A 17,732-nucleotide genomic window follows, 5' to 3' on the forward strand; every position below is an offset into this window, starting at 1 on the left:
CGGTCAGGCGCTCTCGGCGGCAAAGCGGTCGGCCAGCGCCCGCTTCGTCGCGAGCAGCCGCGCGGCGATGTCCTCCTCCCGCCCAAGGAAGCGTTGCGTCGGCACCGGCACAGAGATGGCAACAGGGTTTCCCATCATGTCCCGCAGGGCGACTCCGACCGCGGAAATGCCGAGAACGTGCTCCTCCCGGTCGAAGGCGAATCCCGCCTGCCGGACAACCCGAATTTCCTCCAGCAGTGGCTCGGCCGCGGTGAGCGTGTTCGGGGTGCGGCGCGGGTAGCTGCGCCCGACAAGGGCCAGGATCTCGTTGTCCGACAGGGTTGCGAGATAGGCCTTGCCGTTCGCGGTGCAGTAGAGCGGGAAGGTCTCCCCCACCGCCGAGACCGCCTGCAGCCGCTGCATCCCAATCACTTGGTCCACAAAGACGAGGTGGTCGCGCCGCACAGCCGCAAAATCCACCGTCTCGCCGAGCGAGGCCGAGAGTTCCGCGATGAATGGATGCGCGAGCGCGGCCACGTTCGTCTCCACGGAGGCCGCAAGCCGCAGCAGCGCCGGGCCCAGCCGCACGCGCCCACCGGGCGTCGCGGCCACCACCAGCTTCTCGCTCTCCAGTGCCGCGACGATCCGCTGAACCGTGGAGCGTGCGAGTTCCACCTTGGCGGCGATCTGGCCCAAGCTGAGGCCGTGGGACTGGTTCTCCAGGCAGCGCAGGATGGCGGCGGCACGGCCGATTACCTGGATCTGGTTCTTCTCGGGTGGCAACCTGTTCTCCTGACGCCATTCTTCCGGTGCTGGCGCGCCTGGCAGGGAAAGCCATTCGTGCGGTGATGCGCAAGACGGGAGGCTTCCTTCGCCTCCGCCACCCCTTCCTGTTGACAGGACGGGGTAGCCGAACCGTATCGTAGGCTTGGCGTACTGCAATGCGGTTCAGGACAACACCGTGCACCGCAGGCCAGCAAAGAAAAAGCCGCGCCAGGACAAGGCCGCGGCATCGGGGAGGGGTTCGATGGCGACACGACGCGCCCTGTTGACCAGCATTGCCGCAGCCGGCACGGCAAGCGGCCTGCCCGCCCTCGCGCAGGGCCACGCGACGCCCGGCGGCTATCCCGATCGCCCCGTCCGGGTCGTCGTTCCCTACGCGGCCGGCGGTGGCAACGACATCCTCGCGCGCATCTATGGCCAGAAGCTGGCGGAAGCGCTGGGCCAGCCCTTCGTGGTGGATAACCGGCCCGGCGCCAGCGCGGTGATCGGCACCGAGTCGGTCATCCGCTCCCGCCCTGATGGCTACACACTGCTCGTTCATGCCAGCGGCCCCGTCCTGTCGGAAAAGGGCGCGACCAAGCCGGCCTACGATTTGCAGTCCGACATGACGCCGGTCGCCGTTCTCGGTGCCTTTCCCGGCATGCTGCTGGTAAAGGGCGACAGCCCGCACCGTACGGTGGCGGACCTCGTCGCCTGGCTGAAGGCAAATCCGGGACGGGCGAATTACGGTACCGGCGGCACGGGCTTTCAGCTCCTCGGCGCCTGTTTCGCGCAGCGCGCGGGACTCACGCTCGAGAACATCATCTATCGCAGCAGCACCGAGGGCGTGACCGCCCTTTCCGCGGGCGACGTGGCGCTCGCGCTCAGCGATCCTGGCCCGGCGCGCGCGGCGATAGAGGGTGGCCGGGTACGCCTCCTGGCCGTCACCTCGGCGCATCGGATGGCCGCCTATCCCGACGTGCCGACCATGGTGGAGGCGGGCTTCCCGGATTTCGTGGTGGAATACTGGATCGGCCTTTTCGCGCCCGCCGGCGTGCCCGAGGAAATTCTCCGCCGCCTCCACGACGAGGTGCGGCGCGCCGCTGCCATGCCGGACATGCGGCAGCGGCTCGCGCTGAACTCGGTCGAGCCGGACGGCAAGGACCCGGAGGCCTTCCGCGCCGCCGTGAAGACGAATGCCGAGTTCTGGATCACCGTCGCGCGGCAGGCCGGGATCTCGCTGGAACGATAGGGCCGCGGGAGACCGCGGCGAAACATTGGATATGAAGGGGTGACCATGTCCAACCAGGACCAGAGGATCCAGCTGCCGATCTCGACCGCCGAGCTCGAGCGGCGCTGGGCGGCCGTGCGCGCGGCGATGGAGGCGGCGGGCATCGACGTCCTGCTGATGCAGAACAACAGCGACCACATGGGCGGCTACGTGAAGTACTTCACGGACCTGCCGGCCACCAACGGCTATCCCGTGACAGTCGTCTTCCCGCGCGACGACCTGATGACGATCGTCCGCCAGGGCCCCTTCGGCGGGGTGGAGGAACCGGCGGGCGGCAGCAACGGCGTGCTGCGCGGCGTGAAGCGGGCGCTGACGACGCCCAGCTACTCCTCCTGCTTCTACACCGCGCCCTACGACGCGGAACTCGCGGCCACGGGCCTCGCGCCCTATGCGCGCGCGACCATCGGCCTTGTCGGCACCTACCAGATGTCGGCGGCCGTCACCGACCATATCCGCACCACATACCCGCAGGCGCGTTTCGTCGATGCCTCGGACCTCGTGGACCGCATCAAGGTGATCAAGAGCGACGAGGAGAAGGGGCTGATCCGCGACGCCGCGCGGATGCAGGACGGCGCCATGCGCGCCGCCTTCGCCGCCATCAAGCCGGGCATGCGAGACCGCGAGGTGGCCGCCGTGGCCCAGCAGTACAGCCACGCCTATGGCAGCGAGCAGGGCATCTATCTCTGCGCCTCCGCCCCCGCCGGCACCCCCTTCCACTTCGGCCAGTGGCACTTCGGCAACCGGATGCTGCGCGAGGGCGACCAGTTCGTCCTGCTGGTGGAGAACAGCGGCCCGGGTGGAATGTACACGGAGCTCGGCCGCAGCTGCGTCCTGGGGAAGGTCTCGCAGCAGATGAAGGACGAGTTCGCCTTCACGCTGGAGGCGCGCAAGTTCACCCTCGACCTCCTCAAGCCTGGCATGCCCAGCCGCCAGATCTGGGACGAGTTCAACGCGTTCATGGTGCGGAATGGCCGCCCGCCCGAGAACCGCCTCTACTGCCACGGCCAGGGCTACGACATGGTGGAGCGCCCGCTCATCCGCCATGACGAGCCCTTCCCGATCCAGGCGGACACGAACATCGTCGTCCACCCGACCTACAACCACAACGGCATCATGTCCTGGGTCTGCGACAACTACTTCATCGGACCGGAGGGGCCGACGGGCCGGCTGCACGAATTCCCCGAGATCATCACCGAGATCGGTTGAGCCATGACCGTCTCGGACATCCTCTTCTTCGGCAAGGACGCCGAGTTCTACCGGGAACACCTGGCGCAGGAGTTCCCCGGGCTGCGCCTGCACTTGGCGAAGGACAATGCCGGCATCACCGGGCAGGCGGCGGAATCGCAACTGCTCGTCGCCATGGCGCCGGCCGTCACCGCCGCCACCGTGCGCGCGCTGCCGCGGCTGCAATGGGTGCAGGCCATGACCACGGGCGTGGACAACCTGCTCATCATGCCGGAGCTCCCGCCCGAGGTCGCCATCACGCGCGTGCGCGGCATCCACGGCCCGCAGATGTCCGAGATGGCCATACTCAACATGATGCTGCTGGCACGGAACTTCCCCGCCGTGCTGCGCAACCAGGAGAGGCGCCGCTGGGAGCGCTGGCCGCAGAAGCTGCTCGTCGGCCGCACCGCCGTCATCCTCGGCGTCGGCTCCATCAGCGAGGAGCTGGCGCCGCGCTGCAAGGCCTTCGGCATGCGCGTGATCGGCATCAGCAGCCGCACCGCGCCGCCCCCGGGCTTCGACGAGATGATGCCGCGCACGAGGCTGGCCGAGGCGGCGGCGCTTGCCGACTTTCTCGTCCTGCTCACGCCCTACACGCCCGAGACGCACAACATCATCGACGCGAAGCTGCTCGCCTCGATGCGGCCGGATTCCTGGCTGGTGAATCTCGCCCGCGGCAACGTGGTGGACGAGGAGGCGCTGGCCGCTGCCCTTCGCGCCGGCACCATCGCGGGCGCGGCGCTCGACGTCTTCGCGCAGGAACCCCTGCCGGAGAGCAGCCCACTCTGGGACACGCCGAACCTCATCATCACGCCGCATATCGGCGGGATGAGCGAAACCTATGCGGAGCAGGCCCTGCCGACGCTTCGCCAGAACCTTGCCGATTTCCTGCGGGGCGGCGCCGGTGGCCTGCAGGAGCGGATCCAGCGCACTGCCCGGGCAGGCGCCGCATGACGGTGTTCGCGAAGACACTCCCGGGAGCGCGATGCTTGGCAGGCGCGGCTTTCCCCAACGACCGGCGCCGCAGGGTGCCGACCGCGCAGCCTCAAGGATCCAGGCCCTGGATCCGCCCGACCAGATCCCTGCCAAGGCTGTGATGCCGCTCCTCCACAGTTAGGCGGAAGCCGGCAGCAAGATGAATGCGTCGAGACGAGGTCGTCGTTCGTCCGAGAGCGAGATACGCGCGGCTGGGCCAAGCGCCCCCGCCCCTCGACCGAAAGGGGTGACCGGAGGCACGATGCGGGGACGACCGCCGCCCCCACGTGACCGGCAGGCCGAGGAGACGCCCCATGCTGGACCATCCCGCCCCCGCCCTGGTGGAGGGCTGCGCCGCCGTGCTGGAAGCGGCCGAACGGCTGCACGAGGCCACCCGCACGGCGCTGGGTGCCACCCTTGCTCCCGAGGGCCGGGCCGATCCCACCCGGTTGGAGGCTGCGCAGTTCGCCGCCCACGGCCTCGCCTGGCAGGCTACCTATGTCGAGGCGCTGCGCCAGTCCCTCGCCTGGGCACGGCGGCTAGAGGCCGTCGGCACCTTCAGTGAGGTGGAGGCGGCCATCCTCCGCCTCGGCTTCGCCGAGTACGGCGCGCAACTCGCCGGCGGGATCCCGATGAGCCAGGCCGAGATCGTCCGTCCCCACGACATGGGCGTGCCGGAGGCGCGGCTGGAAGCCCTCCGGCCCAGCCTGATGGCCCTCTCCGACCCCGCCGCCCTCGACACCGCGCGCCTCTCCCTCGCCACCGCCGTCTCTGAGGGTCGCTTCGGCGCGCTCGCGCTGGAGGACGAACTGCTGGAGGCGACGCGCGGCGAGTTCCTCCGCTTCGCCGCCGCCGAGATCGCTCCCCATGCGCAGGAATGGCACCAGGGGAACGCGCTTATCCCTATGCCTGTCGTGCGCAAGCTCGCGGAGATGGGCGTCTTCGGCCTGACGGTGCCGGAGGAATTCGGCGGGCTTGGCCTCGGCAAGGTCGCCATGTGCCTTGTCTCGGAAGCGCTGAGCGGCGCCTATCTCGGCGTCGGCTCCCTCGGCACGCGCTCCGAGATCGCGGCGGAACTCATTCGCCTCGGCGGCACGGAGGAGCAGAAGGCGCGCTGGCTGCCCCTCATCGCCTCCGGCGAGATCCTACCGACCGCCGTCTTCACCGAGCCCGACACCGGCTCCGACCTCGGCAACCTCCGCACGCGCGCGGTGCGCGATGGCGACACCTATCGCATCCATGGCGCCAAGACCTGGATCACTCACGGCTCGCGCTCCGACCTGATGACGCTTCTCGTCCGCACGGGGGCGCCGGGCACGGGCTACAAGGGGCTGTCGATGCTGCTGGCAGAGAAGCCGCGCGGCACGGAGGAGGATCCCTTCCCCGCCCCTGGCATGAGCGGGGCCGAGATCCACGTCCTCGGCTATCGCGGCATGCGGGAGTACGAGATCGGCTTCGATGGCTTTGAGGTGCCCGCTTCCGCGCTGCTGGGAGGCGTGGAGGGCCAGGGCTTCAAGCAACTCATGGAGACCTTCGAGAGCGCGCGCATCCAGACCGCCGCCCGCGCGCTCGGCGTTGCGCAGAACGCGCTGGAACTGGGCACCGCCTATGCCAACACGCGCGCCCAGTTCGGCAAGCCCATCCTCGCCTTCCCGCGTGTGCACGCGAAGCTCGCCTGGATGGCGGCGGAAACGATGATGGCGCGCCAACTCTCCTACTTCGCCGCCCGCCAGAAGGACGCTGGCCGCCGCTGCGACGTGGAGGCCGGCATGGCGAAGCTGCTGGCCGCGCGCGTCGCCTGGTCGAACGCGGATGCCGCGCTGCAGATCCATGGCGGCAACGGATACGCTATCGAGTACCCGATCAGCCGCGTGCTCTGCGATGCTCGCATCCTCTCGATTTTCGAGGGCGCGGCGGAGATCCAGGCGCAGGTGATCGCGCGCGGGCTGCTCGGCCGCGTGAACTAGGGGCCGGGGAGCAGCCCCGGCCGCCCTCGCTCAGCCCGCGGCACGCGCCTCCAGCCCAACGGCGCGGCTGCGCGCATTCGCCGCCGCCCCCTCGACGTCGGCGTGCAGCAGGCGTCCGTCGCGCTTAAGGACGCGCCCGTCCACCATCACGAAATCAACGGCCCCTGCCCCGCACTGCATAAGGGCGGAGGAGATGGGATCGAGCACCGGCGAGGTGCCGACCGTGTCCGCCCGCAGCAGCACGATGTCGGCGCGCTTGCCCGGCGTCAGGCTGCCCGTGACATCACCCATGCCAGCCGCCCGTGCCCCGCCGAGCGTCGCCCAGCCCAGCGCCTGCCGCGTGGTGAAGGCCACGGCCCGCAGCGGTGCCCCGGCCCGCAGCGCCTCGGCATTGGCTAGGCCGCGCGCGGCCGCGAGGGCGATGCGCGCCTGCGTGAAGACATCGCCGCCCACCCCGGCCGAGATATCGCTGCCGATGCCGACCGTGCCGCCTGCCCGCTGCATCCGCGGCGCGGCGGGGAAGCCGTGCCCCATCTGCATCTCCACCTCCGGCGTGGAGACGGTGCTGCCGCCGGCGTCCGCCAGCATCTTGTACTCGTCCTCGTCGAGGTCATTCGCGTGGGCGAGGCTGATGCGCGGGTTCAGCAGCCCCTTTTCGTGCAGCGCCGCGATGCTGCGCCGCTTGCGCTCGGCATAGACGGGGGCGCCCGCGTGGAACTGCACGAGGAGGTCGAGGTCGCGCGCGAGGCGAAGGTCGCTCTCCGTCTCCTCCAGCGAGGAGAAGTCGGGCCCGCGCATGGCCAGCGCCAGCCGAACCCGCCCGGGCGAGGCCATGCGGCCGGCGCGCAGGCGGCGGATATCGGCGGAAACCGCCTCGGGGCTGTTCGCGCTGGTGGTGCTGCCCGCACCCGACCCCGCCAGCCCATAGGCGAAGATGGCGCGGATGCCGGAATTCTCGAAGGCATCCAGCGCGGCGTCCGCGTGCGCGGAGCTGGTCGTCTCTCGGCTCCAATCCACCACCGTGGTCACGCCGGCCGAGAGAAGCTCGAGGCAGCCCGCGTAATCCGCCGCGCGAAGGTCGTCCGCCGTGAGGCGGGAGGAGCGCTTCGCGACGACCGTGCCGAAATACTGCGCGAGCGTCTGGTCGCCGGACATGCCACGCTGCAGCGCCTGTCCAAGGTGGATATGAGCGTTCACGAGGCCGGGAATGGCGATCCGCCCCGCGCCATCCACCACCTGCGCGCCCTCGGGCTGCGGCAGGTCGCGCCCGACGGCGGCAATGGCGCCATCCCGCACGAGGATGTCGCCGGCGGGCAGATCGGGCACCGAGGGATCCATCGTGACGACGACAGCGCCACGAATGAGCACCGGCCGGGCGGGATCAAGGGCGGGCGCGGTGCCCTGAGCAGCGGCCGGAAGGCTGGCGACGAGGCCGGCAGCAGGCACGGCGCCCAGCAGCGCACGGCGGGACGGGGTCATGGACGCGTTCTCCTGCGCCCTTTGTTTGCTGAGCGCCGCGAGCGGGCGCGGCCCGCGGCGCCTTAGGAAAGAGTGCTAGCTCAGTCCGCGTACTCGCCGGCGGACTGAATGATCGGGCGCCAGCGGGCGACCTCGGCTTCGAGAAGCGCGCGGTGCGCCTCGGGCGTCGCGCGCTCGGCGGGCTCCGGCGTCGTCGCCAACTCCGCGAAGCGGGTCACCACCTTGTCGTCCGCCAGCGCGGCGCGCAGTGCCTGGGAAAGGCGGTCGATGATCGGGCGCGGCGTGCCGGCAGCGACGTAGAAGCCGTGCCACACCGTCACCGTCAGCCCGGGCAGCCCGCCCTCGGCCGCGGTGGGCAGGTTGGGCAGGGCGGCCAGCCGCCCCTCGGTGGTGGTGGCGAAGGCGCGGACGCGGTTGTCCTGGATATAGGGCACCGTGTTGGTCGTCTGGTCGCAGGTGAGATCGAGCCGGCCCGCCATCAGCTCCGTCATGATCGGCGCCGTGCCTCGGAAGGCAATCGGCGTCATCGGGGTCTGGAGAAGGGAGCGCAGCAGCGTCGCGCAGAGATGGCTGGCGGAGCCGAGGCCGGCATGCCCGATATTCACCTCCGCCCCCGGCCGCTTCAGCCAGGCGACGAGCTCCTGCAGGCTCGCCGCCGGTATGTTCGGGCGAGCGACCAGCGTCATCGGCACGGGCGTGATGAGACCGACCGTGTCGAAGGACTTCAGCACGTCATAGGGCAGGTTGCGGTAGAGGCTGGGCGCCGTTGCGACGCCGATATTGCCGAGCAGCAGCGTATAGCCGTCCGGCCGCGACTGCGCGACGCGCTGGCCACCAATGGTGCCGCCCGCACCGGTCACGTTCTCCGCCACGACGGAGACGCCGAGGTCGCGCCCCATCGCCTCGCCGAGTTGGCGCGCCACCACGTCGGTCGGGCCGCCAGCCGCGAAGGGAACGATGATAGTGATGGTGCGGTCGGGAAAGCGCCCCTGCGCCTGTGCGCCCGGCAGGAGCAGCAGGACCGCCGCGAGGCCTCCCGCAAGGCGGGTGAGGATGGATCGGACGTTCATTCTTTTTCCTCCTTCAGACCTGCTCGTTCAGGCAGGCGGCGCGAAAGGCATAGCCAGGACCACGGCTGCGGGCCGGTTCGTCCGGTTCTCGAGTTGCCGCCCCTCACCCGGCGCGATGCGACAGGAATCGAGGCGGCCGAGCGTCGCCTCCTCCTTCACGCCATCGCGCTCCGCGATGATCGTCAGCTCGCCCTCCACCACCACGTAGTGCTTCTCCACCGACGAGGCATCGAGCGTGGTGTGCCCGCCCGGCAGAAGCCAGGAGAGGCCGAGCCAGAGGCTCTCGGCCGGCCCGGCTTCGCGGCCCTGCAGGCGGAGCATGCGCATGTCGAAATGCCCGGGCGCCTGGTAGGCGGGGGCGTCGGCAAGCCGGGTGACGTTCACGCGCCCATCTCCAGCAGCACGCGCTGAGGCGCACCGCCGAGCACGATGCGATAGGCCTCCTCCGCGCGGGAGAGCGGGAAGACGAAAGCCGGCTCGATCTCATAGGGCGTCAGCGCGCCGGACTCGAAGCCCGGCCGCAGCGCTTCCAGCACGGCGCCCGTCTCGGCGGCCGAGAGCGCCAGCGTGTCCACGCCGACATAGCGGTGCTGCCCGCGATAGAAGAGGAAGATGTCGAAGGGCACCGCGCGGTCGAGCGTCGCGATGAAGATCTGCGTCGCGCCATGCGCCATGGCCGTATTCCCTGTCGCGAACCAGGGAGAACCGACACAGTTGAAGACAAGGTCGGCGCCATGCCCCGCCGTTGCCTCCCGCACGGCGGCGGCCACGTCGCCCGTCTCGCTGTCGAACACCGCCTCGGCGCCCTCGACCGCAATGCCCGGCCGCCGCACGCCCGCGAAGACCCGCGCGCCAGCTGCGTGCGCGATGCGGCAGGCCGCCTGCCCGACGCGGCCATTGGCGCCGAGCACGAGTACCACCTGCCCCGCCCTCACGCCGCCTGCCTCGCGGAAGCCGACCTCGGCCGTCACGAAGGGCACGCCGATGGCGGCGGCCTGCTGCATGGAGAGGTTCTTCGGCTTGGCGAAGACCGCGTCCGGCGGCAGGGCGAGCAGGCTGGCATGGCTGCCGTCCCGCGAGATGCCGATATCGCCGCCCGATCCCCAGACCTCTCGGCCGATCATCTCCGCCGGCCCCTCAACCACGCGCCCCGCGAAGTCGCGGCCGGGCGTGCGCGGAAACACCGCCTTGGGCATGACGCCCAGGAGGGCCTTCACGTCGGAGGGGTTCACGCCGGCCGCCGCGACCTCGACGAGGCACCAGCCGGGCGGCAGCTCCGGCGAAACCTCGGCATGGGAAAGGCCGAGAGCGTCGGGTCCGGTGGCCTTGGTCTCGATGCGCAGCCCCGGGCCGCTGCGGCGCCCGGGATTGAGGGAAGCTGACACGTCTCGTGGATCCCTCAGGAAAGGCCGATGATTTCGCGCGCGCGGGCAGGCCCGACGACGCGCGGTCCGAGGTCCTCCACCATTCGCCGGGCCTTCTCGACCATGGCGGCGTTGGAGGGGGCGAGAACGCCGCGCGCGATCATCGTCGCGTCCTCCAGCCCGACGCGCGCGTGGCCGCCGGCGATGATCGATTGCGCGACCATCGGGAAGGCGCTGCGCCCGATGCCGATCGCGGTGAACTGCGCGTCCGCCGGCAGGAGGTTGCGCGCATAGATCACCGTCTCGGGCGAGGGCTGGAAGCCGTACTTCACACCCATGACGAAGGAGGTGAGCGCCGGCGCCGCCAGGCTGCCATCGGCCAGCATGTCGCGCATGAGGGCGATGTCGCCGGAATCGAACAGCTCGATCTCCGGCACCGCCCCGGCTTCCCGCAGGAAGGCGGCCATGCGGCGCACGTTGCGCGGCGTGTTGATCACCACCTCGCGCCCCGAATTCATCGTATTGAGGTCCAGCGTTGCGATATCCGGGCGCAGCGCGGTGATATGCGCTGTGCGGATCTCGGGCGTGGTCAGCGTCGTACCGGGGCCCGCGACCTTCGGGTCCTCCTCGCCCACCACGAAGCGGCCGCCCGGGCCGGTGGTCAGGTTGATGATAAGGTCCTTGTTGCGGTCGCGGATGCGCGCGACCACGTCCTTGTAGTATTCCAACTCCATGCTCGGCTTGCCTGTCGCAGGGTCGCGCACGTGCAGGTGGACGACGGCCGCCCCTTCCTCCGCCGCGGCGAGGGCGGCGTTGGCGATCTCCTCCGGCGTCACCGGCAACTCAGGGTGCTGCTCCCGCGTGGTCAGGTTGCCCGTCACCGCGCAGGTGATGAAGACCTCGTCGCGCATGGATCTCAAAGCGCACGCCCTCCGTCGACGAGGATCAGCGATCCCGTGGAATAGGCAAGAAGCGTCGCGCAGGCGAGGACGGCATTCGCCACGTCCTCGGGCTGCGCGACGCGCTTCAGCGGAATGGAGGGCGCGATCTTCGCGTTCGCCTCTGGCCCCCGCCCCGGCACGAAGCCCGTCTCCACTACGCCGGGGGAGACGGACATCACCCGCACCTTCGGCGCGAGCGCCCGGGCGAGCGACTTCGTCAGGCTGTCGGTTGCCGCCTTCACCGCAGCATAGGCGAGGTTGGAGCCCGACCCGTTCAGCCCCCCGATGGAGGAGATGTTCACGACCAGCCCCTCGGACTCCTCCAGCAGCGAGCGGAAGGCTCGCACTGCGGAGAGCGGGCCGCGCCAGTTCACGCGCCACATGGAATCGAGAAAGTCGTCGTCCAGCGCATCGAGATCGGCATGCGCAATCGCCCGCGTAAAGCCCGCGCTGTTCACCAGCACGTCGCAGCGGCCGTGGCTGCGCGCCACGTCAGCCGCTAGCGCCTCGATCGAGGCCCGGTCCTCCATTGAGGCCGGGCGGGCGTCGTGCCCATCACCTGGCAGCGAGGCGACCAGCGCGCGCGCCTCCGCCTCCCGCCCACGATAGCTGACGATCACGGAGGCACCGGCCTCGGCCAGCACCCTGGCCGTCGCCGCGCCGATCCCCCCGGAGCCGCCGAGGATGACCGCGGTCTTCCCGTTGAGAGTGCTCATTGGATCGGCGGCACCGGCAGGCGGGAGTCACCGGGCTCCATGTGGAAGGTGTAGTCGAGCGACCACCACTCTCCCTCGCTCCCGTCCGGCGCCGGTCCCTCGCCTTTCACGTAGCCGCCGACCAGCGCCTGCGTCACGCCGAAGACCACGTCGCTCTCCAGGTGCTCGTCGTCGTCCACGAAGACCTGGGTGATCAGCGTCTTCAGCCCGGGCTTGTGGATGAGGAAGTGCAGGTGCGCCGGGCGAAAGGGGTGGCGGCCCTGGGCGCGCAGCAGGTCGCCCGTCGGCCCGTCCGTCGGCACCGGGTAACCCGCGGGCTTGACGGAGGTGAAGCGGAACCGTCCCTCCGCATCGGTCCTGAACTGGCCGCGGAGGTTCATGTCGGCCATGTTCGGATCCTGGTTCTCGTAGACCCCCTCCGGCGAGGAATGCCACACATCCACCCGGGCATCCGTCACGGGCGCCCCACCCGAGAGCACCTGGCAGGTGGCGAAAAGCTTCGGCCCGGGCGTCGGCCCGCGCACGATGCTGCCGCCATCCGGAACGGCCGGCGAGTTGTCGCGCCAGAAGGGCCCGAGCAGCGCCGCCGCCGTCTCGGTGGACCCGTTCGCCCCGTTGTTCAGCAGGCAGACCAGCGTCGAGACGCCGACCGCGTCCGAGAAGAGCACGCCCTCGTTGTGCACCGGGCTGTTCGCCTGGCCGATCCGGCCGAGGAACTCCACGCCGTACTCCCATTCCTGCTCGGTCGGCTTCACCTCGCGGATAAAGGCGTGCAGGTGGCGGACCAGCGCGGTGGTGACCTCGTGCAGGCGCGTGTCCTTCGTGCCGGCCATCGCCTCGAGCACCGCCGGCGTGACCATGGCTTCGCCGTTGATGATCACGGATTGCCCTCCCATTCCCTCTGCAATCGATTGTATAGGCTCTGGCAGCGGCTCCGCAATCGCTATCTTGGTGACAATGACGACACCCATCCCTCGCTCGATCAATCTCCGCCAGGTCGCGGAGGAGGCGGGCGTGCACCCCTCCACGGCCTCCCGCGCGCTCAATTCCGCGACCCGGCACCTCGTCGCGGCCCCCGTTGCCGAGCGCGTGCAGGAGGCCGCCGCGCGCCTCGGCTATCGACCGGACGCGGCGGCGATGTCGCTTCGCACCGGGCGCTCGCGCCTTGTCGGCGCGTTGGTGCCGGGCATTGCCAACCCCGTCTTCGCGCCCATCCTCGCCGCCGCTGCGGCCGCCCTTTCCGCGGACGGCCACGCTCTTCTCGTCGCCGATCCCGGCGACGACCCGGAGCAGGCGGCCGAATTCGTGGCCGAACTGGCTGCCCGCCGTGTGGACGGCCTCCTGCTCGCCACCGTGTCGCTGCGCGACGACCCCGCGCTCGCCGCCTGCCGCCTGCGCGGCTTGCCCACGGTGCTCGTCAACCGCAGCGGCGGCGAGGGCGTGCCCGCCGTCGTCTCGGATAACCGCGGCGGCATGGCGCTCGCGGTCGAGCATCTTGTGGGCCTCGGCCATCGCCGCATCGCCCATGTCGGTGGCCCCGCTCCCCTTTCCACCGGCCTGCTGCGGCGAGAGGGCTTCGAGCGCGCCATGGCCGCCGCCGGCCTGGATGTCCCGCCGGGCTGGATAGAGGCCGCCACGGCCTATGGCCGCGCCGAGGGGGAGGCGGCCGCCACCCTTCTCCTCGCCCGCTGCTCCGGCGTCACGGCGCTGGCCTGCGCCAACGACCTGCTGGCGCTCGGCGCCTATGATGCCTGCCGCCGGGCCGGCCTCCGCATCCCCGCGGACATTTCCGTCACCGGCCACAACGACATGCCGATGGTGGACCTGATCGAGCCGCCCCTGACCACCATCCGCATCCCGCACGAGAGGATGGGCCGCGAGGCGGCGCGCCTGCTGCTGGAGCGCATCCACCGTGGGGCGGAGGGGGGCACCCTCGTCCTCGCCTCAGGGCTGGTGCGGCGCGGCTCCTCCGGCCCGCCGCCCGATGGAATGACCGCCACGGCTTGACCCGCGGGGCACATCGCCACCTATAGCGGCATGAGCGAGACCAACCCCCTCCTGTCGGCCTGGGACACCCCCTTCGGCCTGCCGCCCTTCGACCGGATCCGGCCCGAACACTTCGCCCCCGCCTTCGAGGCGGCCATGGCCGAGAACCTGGAGGAGATCGCGGCCATCGGCACCGATCCCGCAGCACCCGGCTTCGCCAACACGATCGAGGCGCTGGAGCGCAGCGGCCGGGCGCTGGCGCGGGTGAGCCTCGTCTTCTCCAACCTCGTCTACAGCTTCGGCGGCGCCGACCTGGAAGCGCTGGACCGGGAGATGTCGCCCCGGCTGGCCCAGCACGGCATGCGCGTGGCCCTTAACCCACAGGTCTTCGCCCGCGTGCGTGCGCTCCACGAGCGCCGCGAGGAGCTGAACCTGGAGGAGGACCAGCGCCGGCTGCTGGAGCGCACCCATCTTGGCTTCGTCCGCAGCGGCGCGGCGCTGGACGAGGCGGCGCGGGCGCGAATGACCGCCATCTCCGAGCGCCTGGCCGTGCTGCACACCCAGTTCGGCCAGAACGTGCTGCACGACGAGAACGAGTGGCACATGGCGCTCGAGGAGGGCGACCTCGAGGGCCTGCCCGCCTTTCTCCGCGACGGAATGGCCGCGGCCGCCACTGAGCGCGGTATCCCCGGCTACGCCGTGACGCTCTCGCGCTCCCTCATCGAGCCCTTCCTCACCTTCTCTGCCCGGCGCGACCTGCGCGAGCGCGCCTACAAGGCCTGGATCGCGCGCGGCACCCATCCCGGTGAGCACGACAACCGCCCGCTGATCCCTGAGATCCTGGCGCTACGGGCGGAGCGGGCAAGGCTGCTCGGCTACGAGACCTACGCCGCCTTCCGCCTGGCCGACACCATGGCCGGCAGCGCGACCGCCGTGCAGGGCCTCCTGGCCGAGGTCTGGGAGCCCGCCAAGAAGAAGGCCGCCGCCGAGCGCGACCACCTGCTCGCCCTGGCCCGCCGGGAAGGCTTTGAAGGCGATATCGCTCCCTGGGACTGGCGCTTCCTCGCCGAGCGCGTCCGCCTGGCCGACTACGCGCTGGACGAGGCGGAGCTGAAGCCCTTCTTTGTCTTCGACAACATCCAGAGGGCCGCCTTCGACACCGCGACCCGCCTCTTCGGCGTCACCTTCACACCACGGGACGACGTGCCCCTTTATCACCCCGACGTGCGCGCCTACGAGGTGCGGGACGCGGAGGGGCATGTCGGCGTGTTCCTGGCGGACCCCTACGCGCGGTCGGGCAAGCGCTCCGGCGCCTGGATGAGCAGCTACCGCGACCAGGAAGACCTCGACGCGCCGGTCTCCCCCGTCATCGTCAACAACAACAACTTCGCAAAGTCCGAGCCGGTGCTGCTGAGCTTCGACGACGCGGAGACGCTGTTCCACGAGTTCGGCCACGCTCTGCACGGGCTGCTCAGCCGGGTGCGCTACCCCGCGCAGTCCGGCACCTCCGTGCGGCGCGACTTCGTGGAGCTGCCGTCGCAGATCTACGAGCACTGGATGGCGCTGCCGGAGACGCTGCGGCGCTACGCCCTGCACCACCGCACGGGCGAGCCCCTGCCGGAGGCGCTGAGCGAGCGCCTGCTCTCGGCGCGCAACTTCAACCAGGGCTTCGCGACGGTGGAATACACCTCCTCCGCCCTCATCGACATGGCGCTGCACGGCCACCCCGATCCGGCCTCCATCGACATCGATCGCTTCGAGGCGGATTTCCTGACGGAAATGGGCATGCCCGCCGAGATCGGCTTCCGCCACCGCCCCGCGCACTTCCAGCATCTCTTCGCCGGCAGCGGCTACGCGGCGGGCTACTACTCCTACATGTGGGCGGAGGTGCTGGACGCCGACGGCTTCGACGCCTTCACCGAGGCCGGCGATCCCTTCGACCCCGCCACGGCCGCGCGGCTTCGCACCCTGCTGAGCGCCGGCGACACGCGCGACCCGATGGAGCTCTACGTCGCTTTCCGGGGCCGGGAGCCGAGCACCGCCGCGCTGCTGCGCAACCGTGGCCTGGTGGCTGCATGAGCGCTCTGGAAACGACCGGCGGGATGCCCCTGCTAGTCACGCACAGCGGCAAGTTCCACTGCGACGAGGTCTTCGCCTACGCTACGCTACGCTTGGCTCTCGCGCTGCGGACACCGGGCGAGGACCACAAGCTGGTACGGACGCGCAAGCCCGAGCCGATCGCGGCGGCCGACATCGTCTGGGACGTCGGCACCACTTTCGACGTCGCGCGCCAGCGCTTCGACCACCACCAGCGCGGCGCCCCGACGCGCGAGGACGGCACGCCCTTCTCCTCCGCCGGCCTCGTCTGGCAGGTCTATGGGGAACACGCGGTGGCGCGGCTGCTGAAGGTCTCGGACAGCGAGCGCTTCGCCCCCGCCATAGCGGCGGAGTTGGACCGCAAGCTCGTGCGCCGCATCGACGAGGTGGACAACGGCGTATCCATGACAGGTCCCCTGGTGGATGACACGCTGAGCCTCGCCTCGCTGGTCGGCGACTTTAATCCGCCCTGGGACGATCCCGCCTCGGAAGGCCCCACCGCCGGCGACGCAGCCTTCCTGGAGGCAACCGCCTTCGTGGAGGGCGTCCTGCGCCGCCGCGTAGAGGGGCTGCGCGCGCGCCACGCGGCCGATGCGCGCGTGCTGGCCGCGCATCAGGCCGGGGAGGACCCGCGCATCCTCGTGCTCGAGCGCGGCATGCCCTGGAAGGGCGCCGTCTTCGCGCACGACCTGCCCGTGCTCTTCGCGGTCAGCCCAGCTTCGAACGGCAACTGGATGGTCGACACCATGCCGCCCGAGCCCGGCTCCTTTGCCCAGCGCCAGCCGCTGCCGGAGGACTGGGCGGGCCTGCAGGACGCGGAACTGGCCGAGCGCTCGGGCGTGGCGGACGCGGTCTTCGTCCATGTGCGGCGCTTCGTCGGCGCCGCACGCTCGCGGGACGGGGCGGTGGAGATGGCGCGGCGCGCACTGCCGGCGGCCTAGACGCTTCAGCGGCGGGGCAGCGTCCCCGCCTCTGCCCGCATGGAAAACCCCGGCAGCGGCGTGACCGCCACCGGTGCGGTGCCCGTGCGCCCCATGCCGAGCCGCGTGGCGACGCCGGGACTGACGTCCAGGATGCGATGCCGCGCGTGCGGACCGCGATCCCGCACGTGCACGATCGCGCTGCGGCCGTTCCGCAGGTTCGTCACGCGCGCCCGCGCACCCAGCGGCAGCGTCCGGCTGGCTACGGAGTCAGAACGGGGATCGAAGCGCCCACCGTCCGCCATCCGCCGCCCCGCAAGGCTGGAGGCGTAAATGGAGGCATGGCCGCGCTGGGTCACCGCAGCGTGACCGCGCCTGATCGTAGACCGCCGCTCCTGCGCCCGCGCTTGGCGCGCCCGCCGTCCCGTGACGGAGCGCAGCACCGGATGCGCGCGCTGGCTCGCATCAGCACTCGCATGCCGCGTATCCTTTCCACCTCCCGCCGCCAGCGCGGGTGCCTGGACCATCGCAAGGCCGATCGACGCGCAAAGAAGCGCCACCTTCCAAAAACTCATCGTCCTATCCTCATTATTACCGGCCTTCCCATTTGGTGCTGCGGAGCGAAACCAGTTCGGGGCCGCAATCGAAACCATCTCTTGCAAACGATTGACCTCGGGCGAATGGAACGCCATCCAAGGCGCGCCATGCACCTGACAGCCATCACCGTCGCCGGCCGCACCTTCGTCGCGCTCCAGAAAGCTGGCCGCCCGACCCGGGGACGGGCCGCCGTCTTCCATGCCGTGACACCGAACTGTCGCATGTCCCTCTGCGCCGACGAGCCCGGCGCCGGGTCCTATTGGGCGGAACCGCCGGCCGAAGCCGTCACCTGCCCCGAATGCCTTCGGCGCCTCTCCCGAATAGGCACCCGCTGAGCGCGGCGCTCCCGATCAGATCGAGGCGA

At 70.6% G+C, this 17,732-nt stretch carries 17 protein-coding genes; 8 read left to right on the forward strand and 9 right to left on the reverse strand.

Features of this window, described 5'->3' with window-relative positions; all coding sequences use genetic code 11:
• Positions 1-3: 3 nt before the first annotated feature.
• Positions 4-762: an IclR family transcriptional regulator gene (locus BO39_RS14670; protein ID WP_052402105.1), complete on the reverse strand. Its 759-nt coding sequence runs from the start codon at positions 760-762 to the stop codon at positions 4-6.
• A 244-nt stretch (positions 763-1,006) separates the two neighbouring features.
• On the opposite strand from BO39_RS14670, the gene BO39_RS14675 reads away from it, so the two are divergent.
• From BO39_RS14675 to BO39_RS14690, 4 genes are all read left to right on the forward strand, one after another.
• Positions 1,007-1,993 (forward strand): Bug family tripartite tricarboxylate transporter substrate binding protein, encoded by a 987-nt coding sequence (locus BO39_RS14675; protein WP_043834540.1) that lies wholly within the window; start codon positions 1,007-1,009, stop codon positions 1,991-1,993.
• Positions 1,994-2,038: 45 nt separating this feature from the next.
• Positions 2,039-3,238 (forward strand): M24 family metallopeptidase, encoded by a 1,200-nt coding sequence (locus tag BO39_RS14680; protein ID WP_043834543.1) that lies wholly within the window; start codon positions 2,039-2,041, stop codon positions 3,236-3,238.
• A gap of 3 nt (positions 3,239-3,241) precedes the next feature.
• Positions 3,242-4,210 carry a D-2-hydroxyacid dehydrogenase gene (locus BO39_RS14685; RefSeq protein WP_052402106.1) on the forward strand — a complete coding sequence of 323 codons (969 nt, stop codon included), beginning with the start codon at positions 3,242-3,244 and terminating at the stop codon, positions 4,208-4,210.
• 335 nt (positions 4,211-4,545) lie between these two features.
• Positions 4,546-6,198: an acyl-CoA dehydrogenase family protein gene (locus BO39_RS14690; protein WP_043834545.1), complete on the forward strand. Its 1,653-nt coding sequence runs from the start codon at positions 4,546-4,548 to the stop codon at positions 6,196-6,198.
• Positions 6,199-6,228: 30 nt separating this feature from the next.
• On the opposite strand, the gene BO39_RS14695 is transcribed toward BO39_RS14690, so the two are convergent.
• The 7 genes from BO39_RS14695 to BO39_RS14725 all read right to left on the reverse strand — a co-directional run bounded on the left by BO39_RS14695 (position 6,229) and on the right by BO39_RS14725 (position 12,649).
• The gene (locus tag BO39_RS14695) at positions 6,229-7,677 is read right to left on the reverse strand and encodes an amidohydrolase family protein (RefSeq protein WP_084698122.1); all 1,449 of its coding nucleotides are present in this window, start codon (positions 7,675-7,677) and stop codon (positions 6,229-6,231) included.
• 80 nt (positions 7,678-7,757) lie between these two features.
• On the reverse strand, positions 7,758-8,747 hold the full coding sequence (locus tag BO39_RS14700; protein WP_043834548.1) for a tripartite tricarboxylate transporter substrate-binding protein: 990 nt from the start codon (positions 8,745-8,747) through the stop codon (positions 7,758-7,760).
• A 27-nt stretch (positions 8,748-8,774) separates the two neighbouring features.
• The gene (locus BO39_RS14705; protein WP_043834550.1) at positions 8,775-9,131 is read right to left on the reverse strand and encodes a cupin domain-containing protein; all 357 of its coding nucleotides are present in this window, start codon (positions 9,129-9,131) and stop codon (positions 8,775-8,777) included.
• Positions 9,128-10,132, reverse strand: a complete 1,005-nt coding sequence (locus tag BO39_RS14710) for a quinone oxidoreductase family protein (RefSeq protein ID WP_052402107.1) — start codon at positions 10,130-10,132, stop codon at positions 9,128-9,130. The genes BO39_RS14705 and BO39_RS14710 overlap by 4 nt, the downstream gene beginning before the upstream one ends.
• A 14-nt stretch (positions 10,133-10,146) precedes the next feature.
• Positions 10,147-11,022, reverse strand: coding sequence for a beta-keto acid cleavage family enzyme (locus tag BO39_RS14715; protein ID WP_043834552.1), 876 nt, complete (start codon positions 11,020-11,022; stop codon positions 10,147-10,149).
• A 5-nt stretch (positions 11,023-11,027) separates the two neighbouring features.
• Complete coding sequence (locus BO39_RS14720; RefSeq protein ID WP_043834554.1) at positions 11,028-11,768, reverse strand: SDR family NAD(P)-dependent oxidoreductase; 741 nt, start codon at positions 11,766-11,768, stop codon at positions 11,028-11,030.
• Entirely contained in the window at positions 11,765-12,649 is an 885-nt protein-coding gene (locus BO39_RS14725) for a dioxygenase family protein (protein ID WP_043834556.1), read from the reverse strand. The genes BO39_RS14720 and BO39_RS14725 overlap by 4 nt, the downstream gene beginning before the upstream one ends.
• Before the next feature lie 76 nt (positions 12,650-12,725).
• Between BO39_RS14725 and BO39_RS14730 the strand changes: the two genes are divergently transcribed.
• Genes BO39_RS14730 through BO39_RS14740 form a run of 3 tightly spaced genes read left to right on the forward strand, consistent with a single transcriptional unit; the run spans position 12,726 to position 16,792 of the window.
• Positions 12,726-13,775 (forward strand): LacI family DNA-binding transcriptional regulator, encoded by a 1,050-nt coding sequence (locus BO39_RS14730; protein ID WP_084698123.1) that lies wholly within the window; start codon positions 12,726-12,728, stop codon positions 13,773-13,775.
• Positions 13,776-13,805: 30 nt separating this feature from the next.
• Positions 13,806-15,833 (forward strand): M3 family metallopeptidase, encoded by a 2,028-nt coding sequence (locus tag BO39_RS14735; protein ID WP_043834558.1) that lies wholly within the window; start codon positions 13,806-13,808, stop codon positions 15,831-15,833.
• Positions 15,830-16,792: an MYG1 family protein gene (locus BO39_RS14740; RefSeq protein ID WP_245615171.1), complete on the forward strand. Its 963-nt coding sequence runs from the start codon at positions 15,830-15,832 to the stop codon at positions 16,790-16,792. The genes BO39_RS14735 and BO39_RS14740 overlap by 4 nt, the downstream gene beginning before the upstream one ends.
• Positions 16,793-16,797: 5 nt before the next feature.
• Here the strand turns inward: BO39_RS14740 and BO39_RS31105 are convergent, their stop codons facing one another.
• Entirely contained in the window at positions 16,798-17,346 is a 549-nt protein-coding gene (locus BO39_RS31105; protein WP_211257460.1) for a septal ring lytic transglycosylase RlpA family protein, read from the reverse strand.
• A 129-nt stretch (positions 17,347-17,475) separates the two neighbouring features.
• Here BO39_RS31105 and BO39_RS14750 point away from each other — a divergent pair, with 129 nt between their 5' ends.
• Positions 17,476-17,703, forward strand: a complete 228-nt coding sequence (locus tag BO39_RS14750) for a hypothetical protein (RefSeq protein ID WP_043834560.1) — start codon at positions 17,476-17,478, stop codon at positions 17,701-17,703.
• The last annotated feature ends 29 nt before the right edge of the window (positions 17,704-17,732 follow it).

It is taken from the genome of Roseomonas aerilata DSM 19363, from assembly GCF_000711725.1.
Taxonomy (GTDB): domain Bacteria; phylum Pseudomonadota; class Alphaproteobacteria; order Acetobacterales; family Acetobacteraceae; genus Roseomonas; species Roseomonas aerilata.